A 15,619-nucleotide genomic window follows, 5' to 3' on the forward strand; every position below is an offset into this window, starting at 1 on the left:
TATACAAACAAAATTAGGGCGGACAATTTTGTACTTATTCAAACAATAATTAACTATCAACAATGACAACTTTAACCCATTCATGTAACCTAGTTGCGTATAAACAAAGATAAATAATGGTTTTAGGGTTAAATTATTTACATTGATGTTTCAGCTTCTACACTTAGTCTAATTCGTTCTTCTCAATCAATAGTTCGTATACTAATTAAAATCAAAGAAAACTGCTTAATTTAGCTCTAAACAAATAAAATTAAACAAACGAGGTTTTCATGAGTGATAATCATGACAAATATAGCATTGATAACACTGACTACACGGTAGGCCAGGATAATGTACAAAAATGGGGGTTTGATGTTCATAATCCAGTTTTTGGAACAAGCGCAGGTTTAATATTAATATTTTTAATCGCGGTATTAGTCAGTGACCCACAAACAGCAAAAGCAACTTTGGATGGTATAAAGTTCGATATAATTAATCACTTTGATAGCTTTTTAATGTGGTCTGCCAATATATTTCTATTATTCTGTATTGGGTTAATACTCTCTCCTTATGGTAAAATTCGACTCGGTGGCGTCAATGCTCGTCCAACTCACTCTCGCTTATCGTGGATGGCTATGTTATTTGCGGCGGGTATGGGAATAGGCCTAATGTTTTGGGGAGTCGCTGAGCCTGTAGCCTATTATACTGGGTGGTATGAAACACCTTTAAACGCGACACCGAACACTCCTGAAGCTGCCAAGCTTGCCATGGGTGCAACCATGTTTCATTGGGGGCTTCACCCATGGGCGATTTACGCTGTAGTTGCATTATCACTCGCCTTTTTTACTTACAATAAAGGATTACCACTTTCTATTAGGTCTATTTTCTACCCGATACTAGGAGATAGAACATGGGGCTGGCCTGGTCATATCATAGACATTTTAGCTGTTTTAGCGACCCTATTTGGTCTGGCAACATCGCTTGGGCTGGGTGCACAACAAGCATCAGCGGGTATTAATCATGTATTTGGCATGGAGTCCGGTGTGGGCTTACAAATACTCGTGATTGCTGTTGTCACACTTCTCGCTATCATTTCTGTAGTCCGTGGTATTGACGGTGGTGTAAAACTACTCAGTAATATTAATATGCTCATCGCATTTATTTTAATGACATTTGTGTGCCTTGTTGGCTTTGCGGCAGCCGTGGGCAATATTCCAACTACGGTGATGGGCTATGTTGAAAATATCATTCCATTGAGTAACCCTCATGGGCGTGAAGATGAAACATGGATGCATGGTTGGACTGTATTTTATTGGGCTTGGTGGATATCTTGGTCACCGTTTGTTGGTATGTTTATCGCGCGTGTATCTGAAGGACGTACTATCAGAGAGTTTTTGATTGCCGTATTATTGATCCCAACGTTGGTCACCATTTTATGGATGTCTATATATGGCGGGATCGCCATTGATCAAGTTGTCTCTGGAGTGGGTAAACTTGGTACTGACGGTTTAACGCAAGTACCGCTAGCCATGTTTGAGATGTTTGATCAACTTCCGTTTGCCAAGTTATTGTCATTTACTGCCGTTGTTCTTGTACTGGTATTTTTTATTACCTCATCAGACTCAGGTTCATTAGTTATAGACTCAATTACAGCCGGTGGTAAAGTTGATGCACCAGTACCGCAGCGAATTTTTTGGGCATCCGTTGAAGGTGCCATTGCAGCGACTTTACTCTGGGTGGGAGGCACTCAAGCAATGGAGGCTTTACAAGCCGGTGCTGTCTCAACCGGGCTACCCTTTACCGTTGTATTGCTATTGATGTGTGTCAGCTTACTCATGGGTTTAAAGACTGAACCGAGAAGCTAAATAGTCACTTTATAAAACGCCGCAATGCTTGCGGCGTTTTATATCCATAAATCACTTAGCGGTGTATCAGGGCGATAGTGATAAGCTAGCTGAGCTTGTAATAATTCTGCTGTAGCCAATGCATCAGTTAATGCATTGTGGTTGTTATAGGCTGGTAATCCATACCGTGAACGTGTATCTGCTAATCTGACTGAGTCAAGCTTACTATTTAAAACGCGTCCAATTAACCCTTGCCGTGCTTTCAATGCACGTTTTTCAAGCTCCATCGTATCAATCACTGCAAATTCAATCCCTTCATTTAAACGTTCCTTTAACGCATGATAAAGGAAGTGACGCTCAATAGCTGCAAAGTGAACCACAATGACTTTACCCGACAAGGCTGACAACAACGGGGTTATAATTTCTGAGAAATCAGGGGCCTGATTAACCTCGGAGTGTGTAATTCCATGTATCACGATTGAATCTTCCGCTAACATTTGTCTTGGGTTTACTAACCACTGTTGACTGTTGCGGTATCGAATGCGCTGTGTGTTAAACGGCACCAGCCCAACACTGACAATGTCGTTGTTTAAATAATTTAGACCCGTCGTCTCAAAATCAAGGGCGACCAGTGGAACTTCACCTATTGGCATTGCAGGGTTATCTATAGCACACTGATAAAATTCACAAATAGGCTTTGCTTTACATTGATCACGTAACTGGCGGTAACGGTTTGGCCAACTTAACATTCAGCGTCCCTGACTATTTGATTGATGTATTAGTAGAATACTTAAACTTAAGAAAATTCTGTGCTTTATCCAAAATAGCAAAGGCTTCTTTTAGATTTCGTTGCTCAAAGGGAGAAAGTAAATGGGGCTCCAAATCATTATCAGGTTGCTCATTGAGTTGCTCTATTTGCCACGCTTGATGCCGAATACGGATCATGGCTATATATTCAAGGGCATCCCTTAAATCTTGTGCTTTACCTTCTGGGAGCAATTTTGCCTCGATAATGTCTTCGAGCCGTTCAAATGAATTTTGCTTTCTAGACCCAACTGCCAATGCATGAACACGTATGACATCAGAAAGAGGTGCCGTGCCTCGCCGCTTTAAATTCATCGAACGTTTATGCTGGCCGTTGTGCTCCAACACAAACCCCTTAAAGAAACCAAGTGGCGGTGTTCTATTACGTGCGTTATGTGCCATATTCACTAAAAAGCGTTTATTTTTGCGCCCTGCTTGTGAAATAAAGCGTTTTAAATCATCTGCCCATTTTACTTTCCCGTATACACCATCTAAATCAAAGAAAATTGAACTATGAAGTAACGCGTGAGGTTTAGGCTCTTCGATCCATTGAGCGAACTGAGACTGCCACTGTGCTTTTGTTAAACGCCACTTTTTAAACGACGCCATGATTTCACCATCACAGTAGCTATAGCCGCATTGGGCCAATCCATCACAAACATAATCAGCGAGCTGTTGAAAGTAGTCATTATGTAGTGTTTCATTAAAGCTATTGTCGAGAATAATGGCATTGTCTTGATCTGTTACGATGAGTTGTTCATCACGAGCCATAGAACCTAAGGCAATAAAGCAGTAAGGAATAGGGGGTGGACCAAACTTTTCTTCAGCCAAGGCCAACAACCGCTGTTTAAATGTCCGCCCTATTACAGCCATAGCTGTACCAATCATATGTGAATTTGCATCCTCATTCACCATACGAGCAAAAACATTAGGTAGTTGGCGTGCGTAGTACGCTAAGTCTTCGACCGATTGTTGAGCAAGGATTCCACGTACGAGCAGAAGGCTGCTCTGTGATTCATAACGTAAAATATCTGATAATGAAATAACCCCAATAGGTTTTTTCTTTACCACAACGGGCAGGTGATGAATATTATCGCGCAGCATTGCCAATACGGCCTCAAATACGTAGGCATTACTATCAAGGAGAATCAAATCAGTTTGCATAATTGATTGAGCTGTTAAGGAAAAGCATTTACCTTGTGCGATGACTTTGGTACGTAAATCTTTATCTGTAATGATCCCAACAACTTGACCATCATCATCTTCAGGGTCTTCACTGATGGGCATATCACTGTCAGTTACTAATACCGAGGATACGGATTCACGTGTCATAATTTGCGCGACGGTTTGAATACTGGCCTCTTTGGCTACAATCACTGCATCCCGATGAAGCAGTGTCTTAACTTTTGCCGTTGTTAAATCATTGCTATCAGCCTGCTCTACGATAGCTTGATGTAATCTTACCGTACCATTTGCCTCAAAAAAATCAGCAAACACTTCATACTTGTCGCAATACTGATTAAAAACTGACACATTAATACAATACACAAGCGTATCTTCCAGCGCTTTTGCAGGATAGCGGACTTTGCGATTCATCAATAAGCCCATCTGACCAAATATCCCACCTAGGGTAAGACGGTTATATAAGTCACCATCACGTCGGTAAATTTCTACTGACCCACTGCGAACAACGTATAAGTCACTAATATCATCACCCAAATTTAAGATAGGACTTCCTGAGCGGTAATACGCTACTTCTATCTCGGATGAGAGTGTATTCAATGCATTGTCGGGTAATTCATCAAATGGCGCATGCTCACTAAGGAATGAGGCTATATCAACATGTTCGGCTTGCATAAGCAGATCCTAATTAACACTTTATGCTTATTGTGAGCATAAACGGCTATTTTTACAAAAAATAGCCGTTATTAATAACTTAGTGCTTAAGCTTTTTCTAACTCTTCAGCAAGTTGTTTTGTTTCGTCACCACGGGGTTTTGTAAAACGAGCTAAGCCAAGGTATATGACGGGCGTTAAATAAAGTGTAAACAATACCGCTAAAGCAAGCCCACCAAATACAACCCAGCCAATGGCATTTCTTGCCTCAGCACCAGCTCCAGATGACATGATTAGTGGGAGGGCACCTAATAAAGTAGAAATCAGCGTCATCGTAATAGGGCGTAGACGAACTAATGCTGATTGCTCAACCGCTTTACGCACACTGAGACCCTGATCACGTAATTGGTCAGCAAACTCAACCAGTAAAATAGCGTTTTTAGCAATTAAGCCAATCAACATAACAAGTCCGATTTGGGAGTAAATGTTTAATGAAGTACCAGTTAGATAGAGTGCTAAAATTGCGGATGTGATGCCAAATGGCACGGTTATCATAACAACGATGGCACTATTCACATTTTCAAACTGCGCAGCTAATACTAAAAACACAATCAAAAATGCTAAAATGTAGGTCATAAATACCTCATTAGAGGTTTCTTCAAATGTAAGCGCTTCGCCCTTGAAGGCCAAGGTGATGCCATCAGGTAATGTTTGTTGAGATATTTCTCTCAGTTGCGTTACCAATGTGGCGATACTCATTGCTTCTGGTAACTCCATATCAAGTTCAATTGCGCGCCGTTGGGCATGTCGCTCCAACTCGGCAGCCACTCCTTCCTCAGTGATCTTCGCAACACTACTCAAAGGAACCAACTGCTCATTTTTAGCCCTCACATAAAGATTTGCAAGATCGCTTGGGTCGCGGATTGTTTGGTTCTGAGATTGCAACATAATTGGAATCGATTGATCGCCAATATTTAAATCAGCCACATCATCTCCATTGATAGCAGCACGAAGTGTGATTGCAATATCACTTAATGATACACCTAACTCTTCAGCTCGGCGCCGATCAATATTGACGCGCAACTGAGGTTGTGAAGGTTGATACGATACACGTACAGAACCAACCCCTGGAATTTGTTGCTCCACCTGTTTTGCAAACGCCTGCGCTGCTGCGTAAATCTGCTTATAATCTTGCCCTAATAAGGCTAATTCAATTCCACCACCTTGCCCGCGTAAGTTCAAACTATTTGACCCATTAGGGTACGCAGGTGCACCAGGAATACCTGTCAATGGCCCCCGAATTTTATTAATAATTTCTTGCTGTGTAAAATTACGCTCATCCCAATGCTTTAAAGGCACAGTAATAAATACAATGTTAGGATCCCACTGGCCGACAACGGTATAAATAGACTCAATCTCACCACTTTCAACAAATGGCAAAAGAATATCCTCCATTTTAATAGCCTGCCTATCCATAAAGTTAAGTCCTACGCCATCAGGTCCACGTGAGAATATTCTTATTTTACCTCTGTCTTCACTTGGCAGGAGTTCATTTTCCAAATTAAAGTACATCGCACCAGATCCACCAGCAACAAGTAAACACGCGGCAAACGTCACCCACGCATGATTTAGTACCCAGCGAATTGTTGTAGCATAAACATAAGCCAACCCATGGCCTAGCTTTGCAAAAGGATGCCAGCCACCTTGTTTTAATTTCAGCTTTGATGTGAGTGCAGGCACTAATGATAATGCAACAAAACTTGAGATAATGACTGCACCAGCTAAAACACCACCAAATTCTCTAAACAAGCGCCCTGCCGTTGATGGTAAAAAAGCTATGGGTATAAATACAGCTGCCAATACGGCTGTTGTCGCTATAACAGCAAAGAAGACTTCACGGGTACCGATTACCGCAGCTGCACGTCTGCCTAACCCTAGACCTCGTTGTCGCTGAATGTTTTCACTTACTACAATTGCATCATCAACAATTAAGCCCGTTGCTAATACAAGCGCGAGAAGAGTTAATATATTAATTGAAAATCCAAGTGCCCATATCAACGCAAGTGACCCAATTAAGGCCACTGGTATTGCAAATGCGGGTACCAAAGTAGCTCGCCAAGACCCAATGAAAACCCACAAGGTAATAATAACTAGTAAAATAGTTAATATAAGTGAACTAATAACTTCATCCACAGAGCTACGAATAAACTGTGCATCATCAGAGGTTAAAGTAAATTCAAGTTCAGGAAAACGAGTTTGCATTTTATCAAGCAGATTCAACACCTCATCTGATATCTCTATGGTGTTTGACTGCGCTTGTCGAATTACCTCCATACCAATCACGGGTTGACCATTTAAGCGCACCATCGAACGAGGATCTGCAGGGCCAAAATAAACAGCAGCAATATCACCAATGCGAGTATTATCACGGATGATTATATCGCTAACTTGCTCTGCAGTTATCGATGTAGCATCAGCACGCACTATCACTTGCTGATCTGTTGACTTTAAACTCCCCGCTGGTACATCGAACGGTGCTTGACGAAGTGCCTGAGCAACATCGGGCACGGTAAGATTAAAACTGGCTAATTTAAGTGGATCTAACCTTACGCGTAAGACACGTTGACGATCACCATTTAAGCGCACATCAGCGACGCCTGGAATGGTTAAAAATTGAGGGGCAAGGTCAACTTCTACCAGCTCAGTTAATGCCTCAAGTGCGATACTACTGCTTGAAACTGTTAACGACACTACGGCTTCTGCATCATTATCCGCTTTAATAATAGATACCCGCTCAACTTCCTCTGGTAATTCACGTTGCACACGTGCCACAGACTCACGGGTTTCGTTGGCGGCATCATCTAAGTTAACACCGGGCCTAAATTGCACAACAATGCGTGCATTCCCTTCTTCACTTTGAGCACGAATAGTCTTAACACCACTCACGCGGGCGACAGCCCCCTCTAGCTTACTAGTAACTTCTGTATCAACTGTTTCTGGTGAGCCACCCGGAAAAGACGCGGATACCGTAATACGAGGTTGGTCCACATCGGGGAGCTCTCGTACTTCCACACCTGCAATTGCTGCAATACCAGCGATAATGATTAGCAGGTTTAATACCACAATAAGAACTGGGCGACGTATTGCCATTGAAGGCAAGTCTTGCATAAGTGGTTGCTGTTTCATGCCTACTCCTGAGAGCTTGTTATTGGTGATTTAAAGGTCAGCTCTTGCTGTGGGCGTAATCGCTGCACTCCTTCAACAACCAGCGTATCATTTTCAGTTAGCCCACCTGATACAAGTAATCTTCCGGCAAGTCGTTGCTCTATTTTAACGTCAACCCGCGTCGCTTTATTGTTTTTACTGATCCACACATAAGGACCCGTTGCTCCCCACAGTAAAGCGGCCTCTGGTACTGCGGCAAACTTATTGCCTAATAGTTCAATGTATACTCTGAAACTCATTCCAGGAATATAATTATTACGCTCGTTATTTAGTTTAGCTTTGACACGCATAGTTCGTGTTTCAGGATTTATTCTTGAATCTAAATAAGCAATTTCAGCATTGATTTTTTGATTACCTTGCCACGGAATTACCGATACATCCCCGTTATTCCTTAACATTCGAATCGCAGATTCAGGGGCATCAAAATTAATATATAACGCCCGTGTATCATCTATACTGGCTATGGCTGTTTGCGAGGTAATGCGATCCCCTACTTCAATATCAGTCAAGCCCATAACCCCGTCAAATGGAGCACGCACTTGGCGGTCTTCAAATTCTGTTTCAGCCTGAGTGAGGGTCACTTTAGCAAGTTGTGTCACTGTTTTAGCATCATCTAAGTCACTTTGAGGAACAGCACCTTTAGCGTGGCTTTGCATTAAGCGCGTTTGAATTCGTTGGCTGTCTGCTAATTTTATTTTAGCCTCTTCAAGTGCTGCTTTTTGTCTGCGTGAATCCAGCTCCAATAATACTTGACCAGCTTTTACTTTATCGCCTGGCTTAAAATGCAATGCAGTTACACGGTCTCCGACCGCAGGGTATAGAATAACAGAGCGGATCGCTTCTGTATTACCTACAGCTTGAACCTGTTCTTTTGCCCGTTCCATTTCAACCGCTTTAACGATGACATTGGCGGCTATAGCCTGCTTGCTCAAGCTACTCAAAGTACCCAGAAGAATGAATAAAAGAACATGATGTTTCAAAGTAATACCTAACTAATAATTATTTTCATTATGCTACGAAGTGTAACAGCTAATTGATCAATAAAAAGGCGAGTACGATTAACTAGCTAAACAATAAGATGAACGTATTCTAATAGTGTATGTGTTTAGTAAATCACTTATTTTTTGTCATGCATAGTTCTTAAAAGTGTAGTGCTAGCGTCATTGTATTTATTTAGCGTGGTAATTATTACACCGCGAGTAACTGAAATGGATTGTAAAGAAAAAACGTCAAATGTGTATTACCCTGCAGTCTGGATATCAGATGTACACCTTGGTTATAAAGATTGCCAAGCTCATTACCTATTAGACTTTTTAAACCGTATCGATTGTGGCACGCTATATTTAGTCGGCGATATTGTTGATCTATGGTCAATGAAACGACAATTTTATTGGCATCAAAGTCACTATGAAGTACTTGCGTGTATTCAGCGTAAAGCTCAATCAGGTACACGAGTGATTTATATACCCGGTAATCACGATGAAACCTTTCGTTATTATGTAAACAACACTTTATTCGGCGTAGAAGTTCATCAGCAGTATATTCACACCACAGCGGCCAATAAACGCTTTTTACTGATCCATGGTGATGATTTTGATTCAGCCACACGGTATAACAAATTTATTAGTCTTGTTGGTGATGCAGGCTATGATTTATTGTTGTTTTTAAATAGGTGGACAAATCGAACTCGTCGTCTCTTTGGTGGACATTATTGGTCATTAGCCTCCTGGATAAAGGCACGTGTTCATAAAGCTAGGGAAGCAATTGAAGCATTTGAAAATGCCGCGATTTATGAAGCGAAACGCCAAGGAGTGGATGGTATTATTTGTGGTCATATACATCACCCACAACTTAAAGTGGTGGATGGCATTGTCTATTGTAATGATGGTGATTGGATAGAAAACTGTACAGCATTAGTCGAAAACGATAATGGTCGAATAGAATTAATCCATTGGTCAGAAAAACAAACTATCCTTGAGTCAGCGGATATATCTGATATTCAAACTACTCAATCAGCGGCTTAAGCTCATTGTTTACTCAATAATAAGTGGTGAGTCTAGCCCACCACTTAGAATTAAATCACCCTGAAATTTGTATATCATCTACGTTAATACAAAGCGTAATCCGCGTTCAGCAACTGTTACCTAAAGAGGACTTCTTCCTTATTAAACCATTTAACACAAAATGCAAGTAATGCACCTGCAACAATCACTGTGGCTAAGAAAATCAATCCCAGTAATGTGTAATCTATGGTCCCTTTGATAATTTCTTTTATTGCAAGTGCCACATTGGTTACAGGCACAAACGCTGTTTTTGTCGTAAGTTCTACATTTGGTAGCAAAGCAATAATAATCGGGAATATCACCCCTATCGATAATGGTGTCATGTAGTTTTGCGCTTCTTTAAATGATCGCGCATATATTGATATTGCTAATGCAAGTGATGAAAATATAGCAGCAATTGGCAACAGCAAAATAAATATTAAGGCTAAATCAATTACCTTTAACGAACTAAATGCAGTTTTGATGACAGCTAAATCAATAAAAGAAATTGCGATACTTATCCACACCCCCATACTGAGTACGGTTATCGTGGTGGTCGCAATAGAGGCAGCCAATAAAGTAATAAACTTGCCCAGCACAAGCTGAGTACGAGTAATAGGGGTAAGTAACAAGGTTTCTAATGTACCGCGCTCTTTTTCCCCTGCACCTATATCAATTGCTGGGTATGTTGCTCCCATGAGGACAAGTGGGATCAATAAATAAGGAATAAACCCGCCTATTTTCTCTCCTAGGTTTTCACGTTTATCGGCAGTGTCAACTTTAACTACTTCAATAGGGTTTAAAATGGCAGTTTGTTGCGCTTCACTAATGCCAAAGGATAACAGTTTTTGTTGTTGAAGCTTATTCCCAAAATCACTCGCCAGCTCTGATACTCTATCAAACAAAAAATTAATCGCTTTTGCGTCATTGTAAACGACTTCCCACTTACTTTGCTTAGCCTCATCGAGAGCTTTCTTAGCATCCGTTGGAAGGTATATGCCCATATCGATAGTGCCGGCTTTCACTGCTGCCGTAAGTTCTGCAACACTGGTAAAGGTTTCTTCCCCTTTATAGAGTTCAAAGCTTTTATGATAAAAAACTTTGTCTGTAAATTCTTGTGCATAATGACCATTTATAATCGCATAAGTGTGTACCTTCTGCTCCGCCTCAAGCGCAGCTTGTGAGCTCATAAACGCCATAACACCAAATAACAACGGGAAAATAAGCACGGGAAGCGCCACAATGAATATCAGTGTTTTTTTATCGCGTAAAAGTTCTCTTAGTTCCTTTTTAAATACTTCAAACATCTGCTTTCTCCATTAAGATATTCATGAAGGCTTGGTTGAGCTCATCGCTATTACCAGCTTGCTTAAATTCATTTAAACTCCCATCAAAGCAACTTACACCTTCATTTATGACTGCAACTCGGTCACACAGCAGTGCAACTTCATCTAAGTGGTGAGTAGAAAAAACAACCGGCGTTCCTTGCTCTTTTAAACCTTTTATAAATTTAATAACCGTTTGCGTTGTCATAATATCAAGGCCAGTTGTCGGCTCATCTAGTACCACCACTTCAGGGTTATGTACAACCGCACGAGCAATGTTCGCTTTCTGTTTCATACCAGTTGACAGATTTTCAGCGCGTTTATCAATAAAACTATGCATATCCAGTAAATCAAACAGCTCTTCACAGCGTACCTTGATAGCTGCTCTGCTCATGCCGTGTAATTTAGCAAAGTATTCTATATTTTCTTTAACGGTCAAACGTCCATAAAGGCCTGTACTGCCTGACAAGAACCCAATCGATTTACGGCCTAATAAGGGTTTTTTTACTATATCCGCACCTGCAATATGAATTCTGCCTTCATCCGGCTTCAATGCCGTTGAAATCATACGCAATGTGGTTGTCTTACCGGCACCATTAGGACCGAGTAAACCCAGTACTTCACCTTTGGAACAACTAAAACTAACGTCACGTACAGAATGAAAAAAGTCTTTATCTTCACGCGGGTCGACTTTATCGAGCTTATTTTTTTTGTGATCCTTGGTTAGCTTAAATTTTTTCTTGAGCCCTATGACTTCAATCATTAGCGTGTCCTTCGTTTAGGTCTAAAGTAATCAGTGTTACTGTAGAATTCACTGTTTTTATTATCATCGTGCCAACCTGGTACGCCCAATAATGGTAATGGAGATAGCAGGCTGTTATCTTGGAGACAACCGTTATTTTCAATCATCTCATAAAGCACTGTATCTAGGTACGCATATTGTGCAACTAAATCTTTACAAAATGTGTCATCTGGTACTTTTACGAATAAGGCCTTTCCAGTCAGTCCAATATACGGTTTAGTAAGCATTTCATAGTTAGCGTGGCCAAACATAAAAGGCGAAATACTTTTACCCCACTCATCTCTTAAATCCACGAATGCTTCTTGCCACTGATGATTACGCAAACGAGCTGGCCACTTATAATCGCTAATAGCCAAAATCACACCACACTCGTCAAAAAGCGTTAACGCGTTACGGTGCTTACTTCTTTGTTTTGTACCATGTAAGTTTATCTCTTGAACATGACGTTTATTTAGCAATGATTTTGTTTTGGGAAATAAACACCAAATAAATCCACCAAATAAGTCATGCCAATTCTGTTGACGAGTTGGTACAAAACCGGTGTCGTAAATTATTTGTTCGTAATAGCGCTCTTCTTCATTAAAGAACGCATCCTCTTTAAAAACGATCGGTCTATTATTGGCATTTGTTGCATTCAAAAAACCATCAAACCAACTACAACTAGGCCAATCTAATTGTTCATTTAATTTAAACAACTTATTGAGATGTTCAAACACACCTGAGCTGACTAATTCACAATGCCATTGCTCATAGGGGGTAAACCGCTTCATGAGTACCTTTTGCTTTACAACTATGTTTATTCAGTTTACCGCAAAAACTGGTTCTCTTTAATAGTTCTTCATATACTGGTGAGACTTAAAACAAAAAAAGAGTGACTATGAATCGTTATTTTTCTCTTACATTGCTTGCAAGCGCTGTACTTGCTGGCTGTGCAACAACAAGTCTCACTTCTGAAGATGTTGAAAAAGGCTATCAGTCAATTAATGCTGAACAGCTAGCAGAGCACGTTAAAGTGCTAGCTTCAGATGAATTTGGTGGCAGAGCCCCTTCTTCCAAGGGTGAAGAACTTACGCTCGCTTATTTGACCGATCAGTTTAAAAAAATTGGGTTTAAACCGGGTAATGGCGATAGCTTCTTGCAAGAAGTACCACTTGTTTCACTTGAAGCTGACTCTGACATGGTATTAAGCATTGGTGGTAAAGATTACCAATATAAAAAAGACATGGTAATGGGCAGTAGCCGCATCAGCGAACGTGAAGGAATTAAAGAGTCTGAACTCGTGTTTGTTGGTTACGGTGTTAATGCACCAGAATACGACTGGAATGATTATGAAGGTCTCGATGTGAAAGGTAAAACCGTTGTCATGCTGGTCAATGATCCGGGCTTTGCGACCAAAGACCCCGCTTTGTTTACCGGTGATGCAATGACCTACTATGGCCGTTGGACATACAAGTATGAAGAAGCGAGCCGCCAAGGTGCTGCCGGTGCCATTATAATCCATGAAACCGCCCCAGCTTCATACCCATGGTCTGTTGTTGAAAACTCATGGAGTGGTGAACAATTTGGATTCCAAAAAGAAAATAACAACATGGACCGCGTTGCTGTTGAAGGCTGGGTTACAACTGACGTAGCTAAAGAGCTTTTTACAAAGGCTGGCCTTGATTTTGATATTGCAAAAGAAAATGCTGCGAAAGGGGCTTATCACGTGGATATGGGTGATTTAACGGCTTCTGTTGCGGTTAAAAACACGATAAAAACCTCAATTTCATATAATTTTATCGCCACGTTACCAGGCAGCGAAAAACCGGATGAGCATATTATTTATTCTGCTCACTGGGATCACCTTGGTACCGATAAAAACCGTAAAGGCGACCAAATTTATAACGGCGCTCACGATAACGCAACCGGTACAGGCGGCATGATTGAAGTGGCAGAAGCATTTTCAATGTTACCGCAAAACCCAAGCCGCTCGATTACTTTTCTAGCGGTAACCGCTGAAGAGCAAGGACTTTTAGGTTCAAAATATTACGCTGCTAACCCTGTTATACCTGCTACTAAAACAGTTGCTAATATCAATATGGATAGCTTAAACCTATTAGGAAAAGTAAAAGACATCAGTGTAGTGGGTATCGGCAAGTCTGAAATGGATATGCTTTTAGAGAACGCAGCTAAGAAACAAGGCCGTGTTGTATCGGGCGATCCTAAGCCATCTTCAGGCGGATATTACCGCTCTGATCACTTTGCTTTTGCTAACATAGGTGTGCCTGCTATGTATGCGGGTGGAGGCAGTCAAGCATTTGATGAAGAAACAGCAAATTATCGTAAGCGTATGAGCTTGGTTCTTCGCGGTTGTTACCATCAGCCTTGTGATAGATTCCGAGATGAATGGGATTTATCGGGTGCTGTACAAGACTTGCAGTTGTTTTATCAGGTTGGCTTTGATATTTCAGAGCAAACACAATGGCCAAAATGGAATACAACATCTGAGTTTCAAAGATCTAAATGATATTGATTTTTATTTAGATTGATTATAAAGTGCAACCTAATGACAATTTGGGTTGCACTTATGTTTTCTTATACACCATTAAATATTCTTTCTTCATTTTTTATACAGTCCTTCTTTGCAAATAAACGTTTTTTACTGCCAGTTATATTATTGATTTGTTTGGCATCCCCCCCTCTTCACCACATCTCAATTAGTTCAATGAGCGATGCTTTTTTTCAGGTAAGTATATTTGTTGCTGCAACGTTATTTATATATTATTTTTTAATCGAAAAATTGCCACAACTTGAACTTACTTATTTGAGCACTAAATCACCACTATTAGAACTTTGCTTTGCAGCATTCTTGGGCGCTTTACCTGGTTGCGGCGGTGCAATTATAGTGGTAACGCAATTTACCAAAGGACAAGCCAGTTTTGGCTCTGTGGTGGCGGTTTTAACGGCGACAATGGGCGATGCTGCATTTTTATTAATAGCTACAAACCCTTTCGACGGCCTTAAAATGATGTGTATTGGCCTACTGGTTGGCATAATAAGTGGTTACTTGACCAACATGTTTCATAAGCGTGATTTTTTAGTCCCACCAGTAAAACAGACTAGCGATGCATGTAATTTAAATACCAATAAGGCTATCGTCTTTAGTAAGTCCATTTGGAAAGTTATTTTGGTGCCAAGTATTATCATTGCGATACTAATGGCAACTAATATCGATATGGGGATGTTTGGTATTACGGTTAACCATTTAATAAATATATTTGGTGCAAGCATGGCTTTGTTTGCTGTTATTACCTGGGCATTATCTTCTAAAGGACAAAGCTATCAAGAAATTACTGGTGAAGAAGAGTCCCCTCAGCCACCATCGAAGGTTTATAAAGTATTGCAAGATACCCACTTTGTTACTGCATGGGTTGTTGCCTCATTTATGCTGTTTGAAATACTTGTAAAATATACAGGCATAGATTTAGCAACATGGTTTTCACACTTTGCTTATTTAGCTCCACTAATAGGGGTCATTATTGGTTTTTTACCGGGCTGCGGACCACAAATAGTCGTCACCACTTTGTATATACAAGGTATCATTCCATTTAGCGCTCTTGCAGCAAATGCAATATCAAACGATGGAGATGCACTTTTCCCAGCGATTGCAATGGCACCAAAAGCGGCTTTTGTCGCGACACTTTACTCTGCGATACCCGCATTGTTTATTGGATATGGACTGTATTTTTATGGGGTATAACGCCTAAGCCAAATAGAATAGACG

At 40.7% G+C, this 15,619-nt stretch carries 11 protein-coding genes; 4 read left to right on the forward strand and 7 right to left on the reverse strand.

The features are described from left to right. Window positions 1-269 precede the first annotated feature (269 nt). Window positions 270-1,844 (forward strand): BCCT family transporter, encoded by a 1,575-nt coding sequence (locus ATS75_RS02415; RefSeq protein WP_058558822.1) that lies wholly within the window; start codon window positions 270-272, stop codon window positions 1,842-1,844. A gap of 38 nt (window positions 1,845-1,882) precedes the next feature. Here the strand turns inward: ATS75_RS02415 and ATS75_RS02420 are convergent, their stop codons facing one another. The 4 genes from ATS75_RS02420 to ATS75_RS02435 form a co-directional block, all read right to left on the reverse strand. Further along, on the reverse strand, window positions 1,883-2,572 hold the full coding sequence (locus ATS75_RS02420; RefSeq protein WP_058558823.1) for a 3'-5' exonuclease: 690 nt from the start codon (window positions 2,570-2,572) through the stop codon (window positions 1,883-1,885). 13 nt (window positions 2,573-2,585) lie between these two features. Beyond that, the gene (locus ATS75_RS02425) at window positions 2,586-4,484 is read right to left on the reverse strand and encodes a DUF294 nucleotidyltransferase-like domain-containing protein (RefSeq protein WP_058558824.1); all 1,899 of its coding nucleotides are present in this window, start codon (window positions 4,482-4,484) and stop codon (window positions 2,586-2,588) included. An 86-nt stretch (window positions 4,485-4,570) separates the two neighbouring features. Further along, complete coding sequence (locus ATS75_RS02430) at window positions 4,571-7,648, reverse strand: efflux RND transporter permease subunit (RefSeq protein WP_058558825.1); 3,078 nt, start codon at window positions 7,646-7,648, stop codon at window positions 4,571-4,573. Window positions 7,649-7,650: 2 nt separating this feature from the next. Beyond that, window positions 7,651-8,667 carry an efflux RND transporter periplasmic adaptor subunit gene (locus ATS75_RS02435; RefSeq protein WP_058558826.1) on the reverse strand — a complete coding sequence of 339 codons (1,017 nt, stop codon included), beginning with the start codon at window positions 8,665-8,667 and terminating at the stop codon, window positions 7,651-7,653. A 228-nt stretch (window positions 8,668-8,895) separates the two neighbouring features. Here ATS75_RS02435 and ATS75_RS02440 point away from each other — a divergent pair, with 228 nt between their 5' ends. Next, the gene (locus ATS75_RS02440) at window positions 8,896-9,711 is read left to right on the forward strand and encodes a UDP-2,3-diacylglucosamine diphosphatase (RefSeq protein ID WP_058559076.1); all 816 of its coding nucleotides are present in this window, start codon (window positions 8,896-8,898) and stop codon (window positions 9,709-9,711) included. A gap of 116 nt (window positions 9,712-9,827) precedes the next feature. Here the strand turns inward: ATS75_RS02440 and ATS75_RS02445 are convergent, their stop codons facing one another. Genes ATS75_RS02445 through ATS75_RS02455 form a run of 3 tightly spaced genes read right to left on the reverse strand, consistent with a single transcriptional unit; the run spans window position 9,828 to window position 12,626 of the window. After that, window positions 9,828-11,036, reverse strand: a complete 1,209-nt coding sequence (locus tag ATS75_RS02445) for an ABC transporter permease subunit (protein WP_058558827.1) — start codon at window positions 11,034-11,036, stop codon at window positions 9,828-9,830. After that, window positions 11,029-11,817, reverse strand: a complete 789-nt coding sequence (locus ATS75_RS02450; protein ID WP_058558828.1) for an ATP-binding cassette domain-containing protein — start codon at window positions 11,815-11,817, stop codon at window positions 11,029-11,031. Before ATS75_RS02450 ends, ATS75_RS02445 begins: the two co-directional genes overlap by 8 nt. Further along, on the reverse strand, window positions 11,817-12,626 hold the full coding sequence (locus ATS75_RS02455; protein WP_058558829.1) for a DUF3025 domain-containing protein: 810 nt from the start codon (window positions 12,624-12,626) through the stop codon (window positions 11,817-11,819). The genes ATS75_RS02450 and ATS75_RS02455 overlap by 1 nt, the downstream gene beginning before the upstream one ends. A gap of 107 nt (window positions 12,627-12,733) precedes the next feature. Here ATS75_RS02455 and ATS75_RS02460 point away from each other — a divergent pair, with 107 nt between their 5' ends. Continuing rightward, the gene (locus ATS75_RS02460; protein ID WP_058558830.1) at window positions 12,734-14,362 is read left to right on the forward strand and encodes a M28 family metallopeptidase; all 1,629 of its coding nucleotides are present in this window, start codon (window positions 12,734-12,736) and stop codon (window positions 14,360-14,362) included. A gap of 60 nt (window positions 14,363-14,422) precedes the next feature. Continuing rightward, on the forward strand, window positions 14,423-15,595 hold the full coding sequence (locus ATS75_RS02465) for a putative manganese transporter (protein WP_058559077.1): 1,173 nt from the start codon (window positions 14,423-14,425) through the stop codon (window positions 15,593-15,595). Window positions 15,596-15,619 lie beyond the last annotated feature (24 nt).

Origin of the sequence: Pseudoalteromonas sp. H105, assembly GCF_001469215.1 — a bacterium.
In the GTDB taxonomy this organism is placed as follows: Bacteria; Pseudomonadota; Gammaproteobacteria; order Enterobacterales; family Alteromonadaceae; genus Pseudoalteromonas.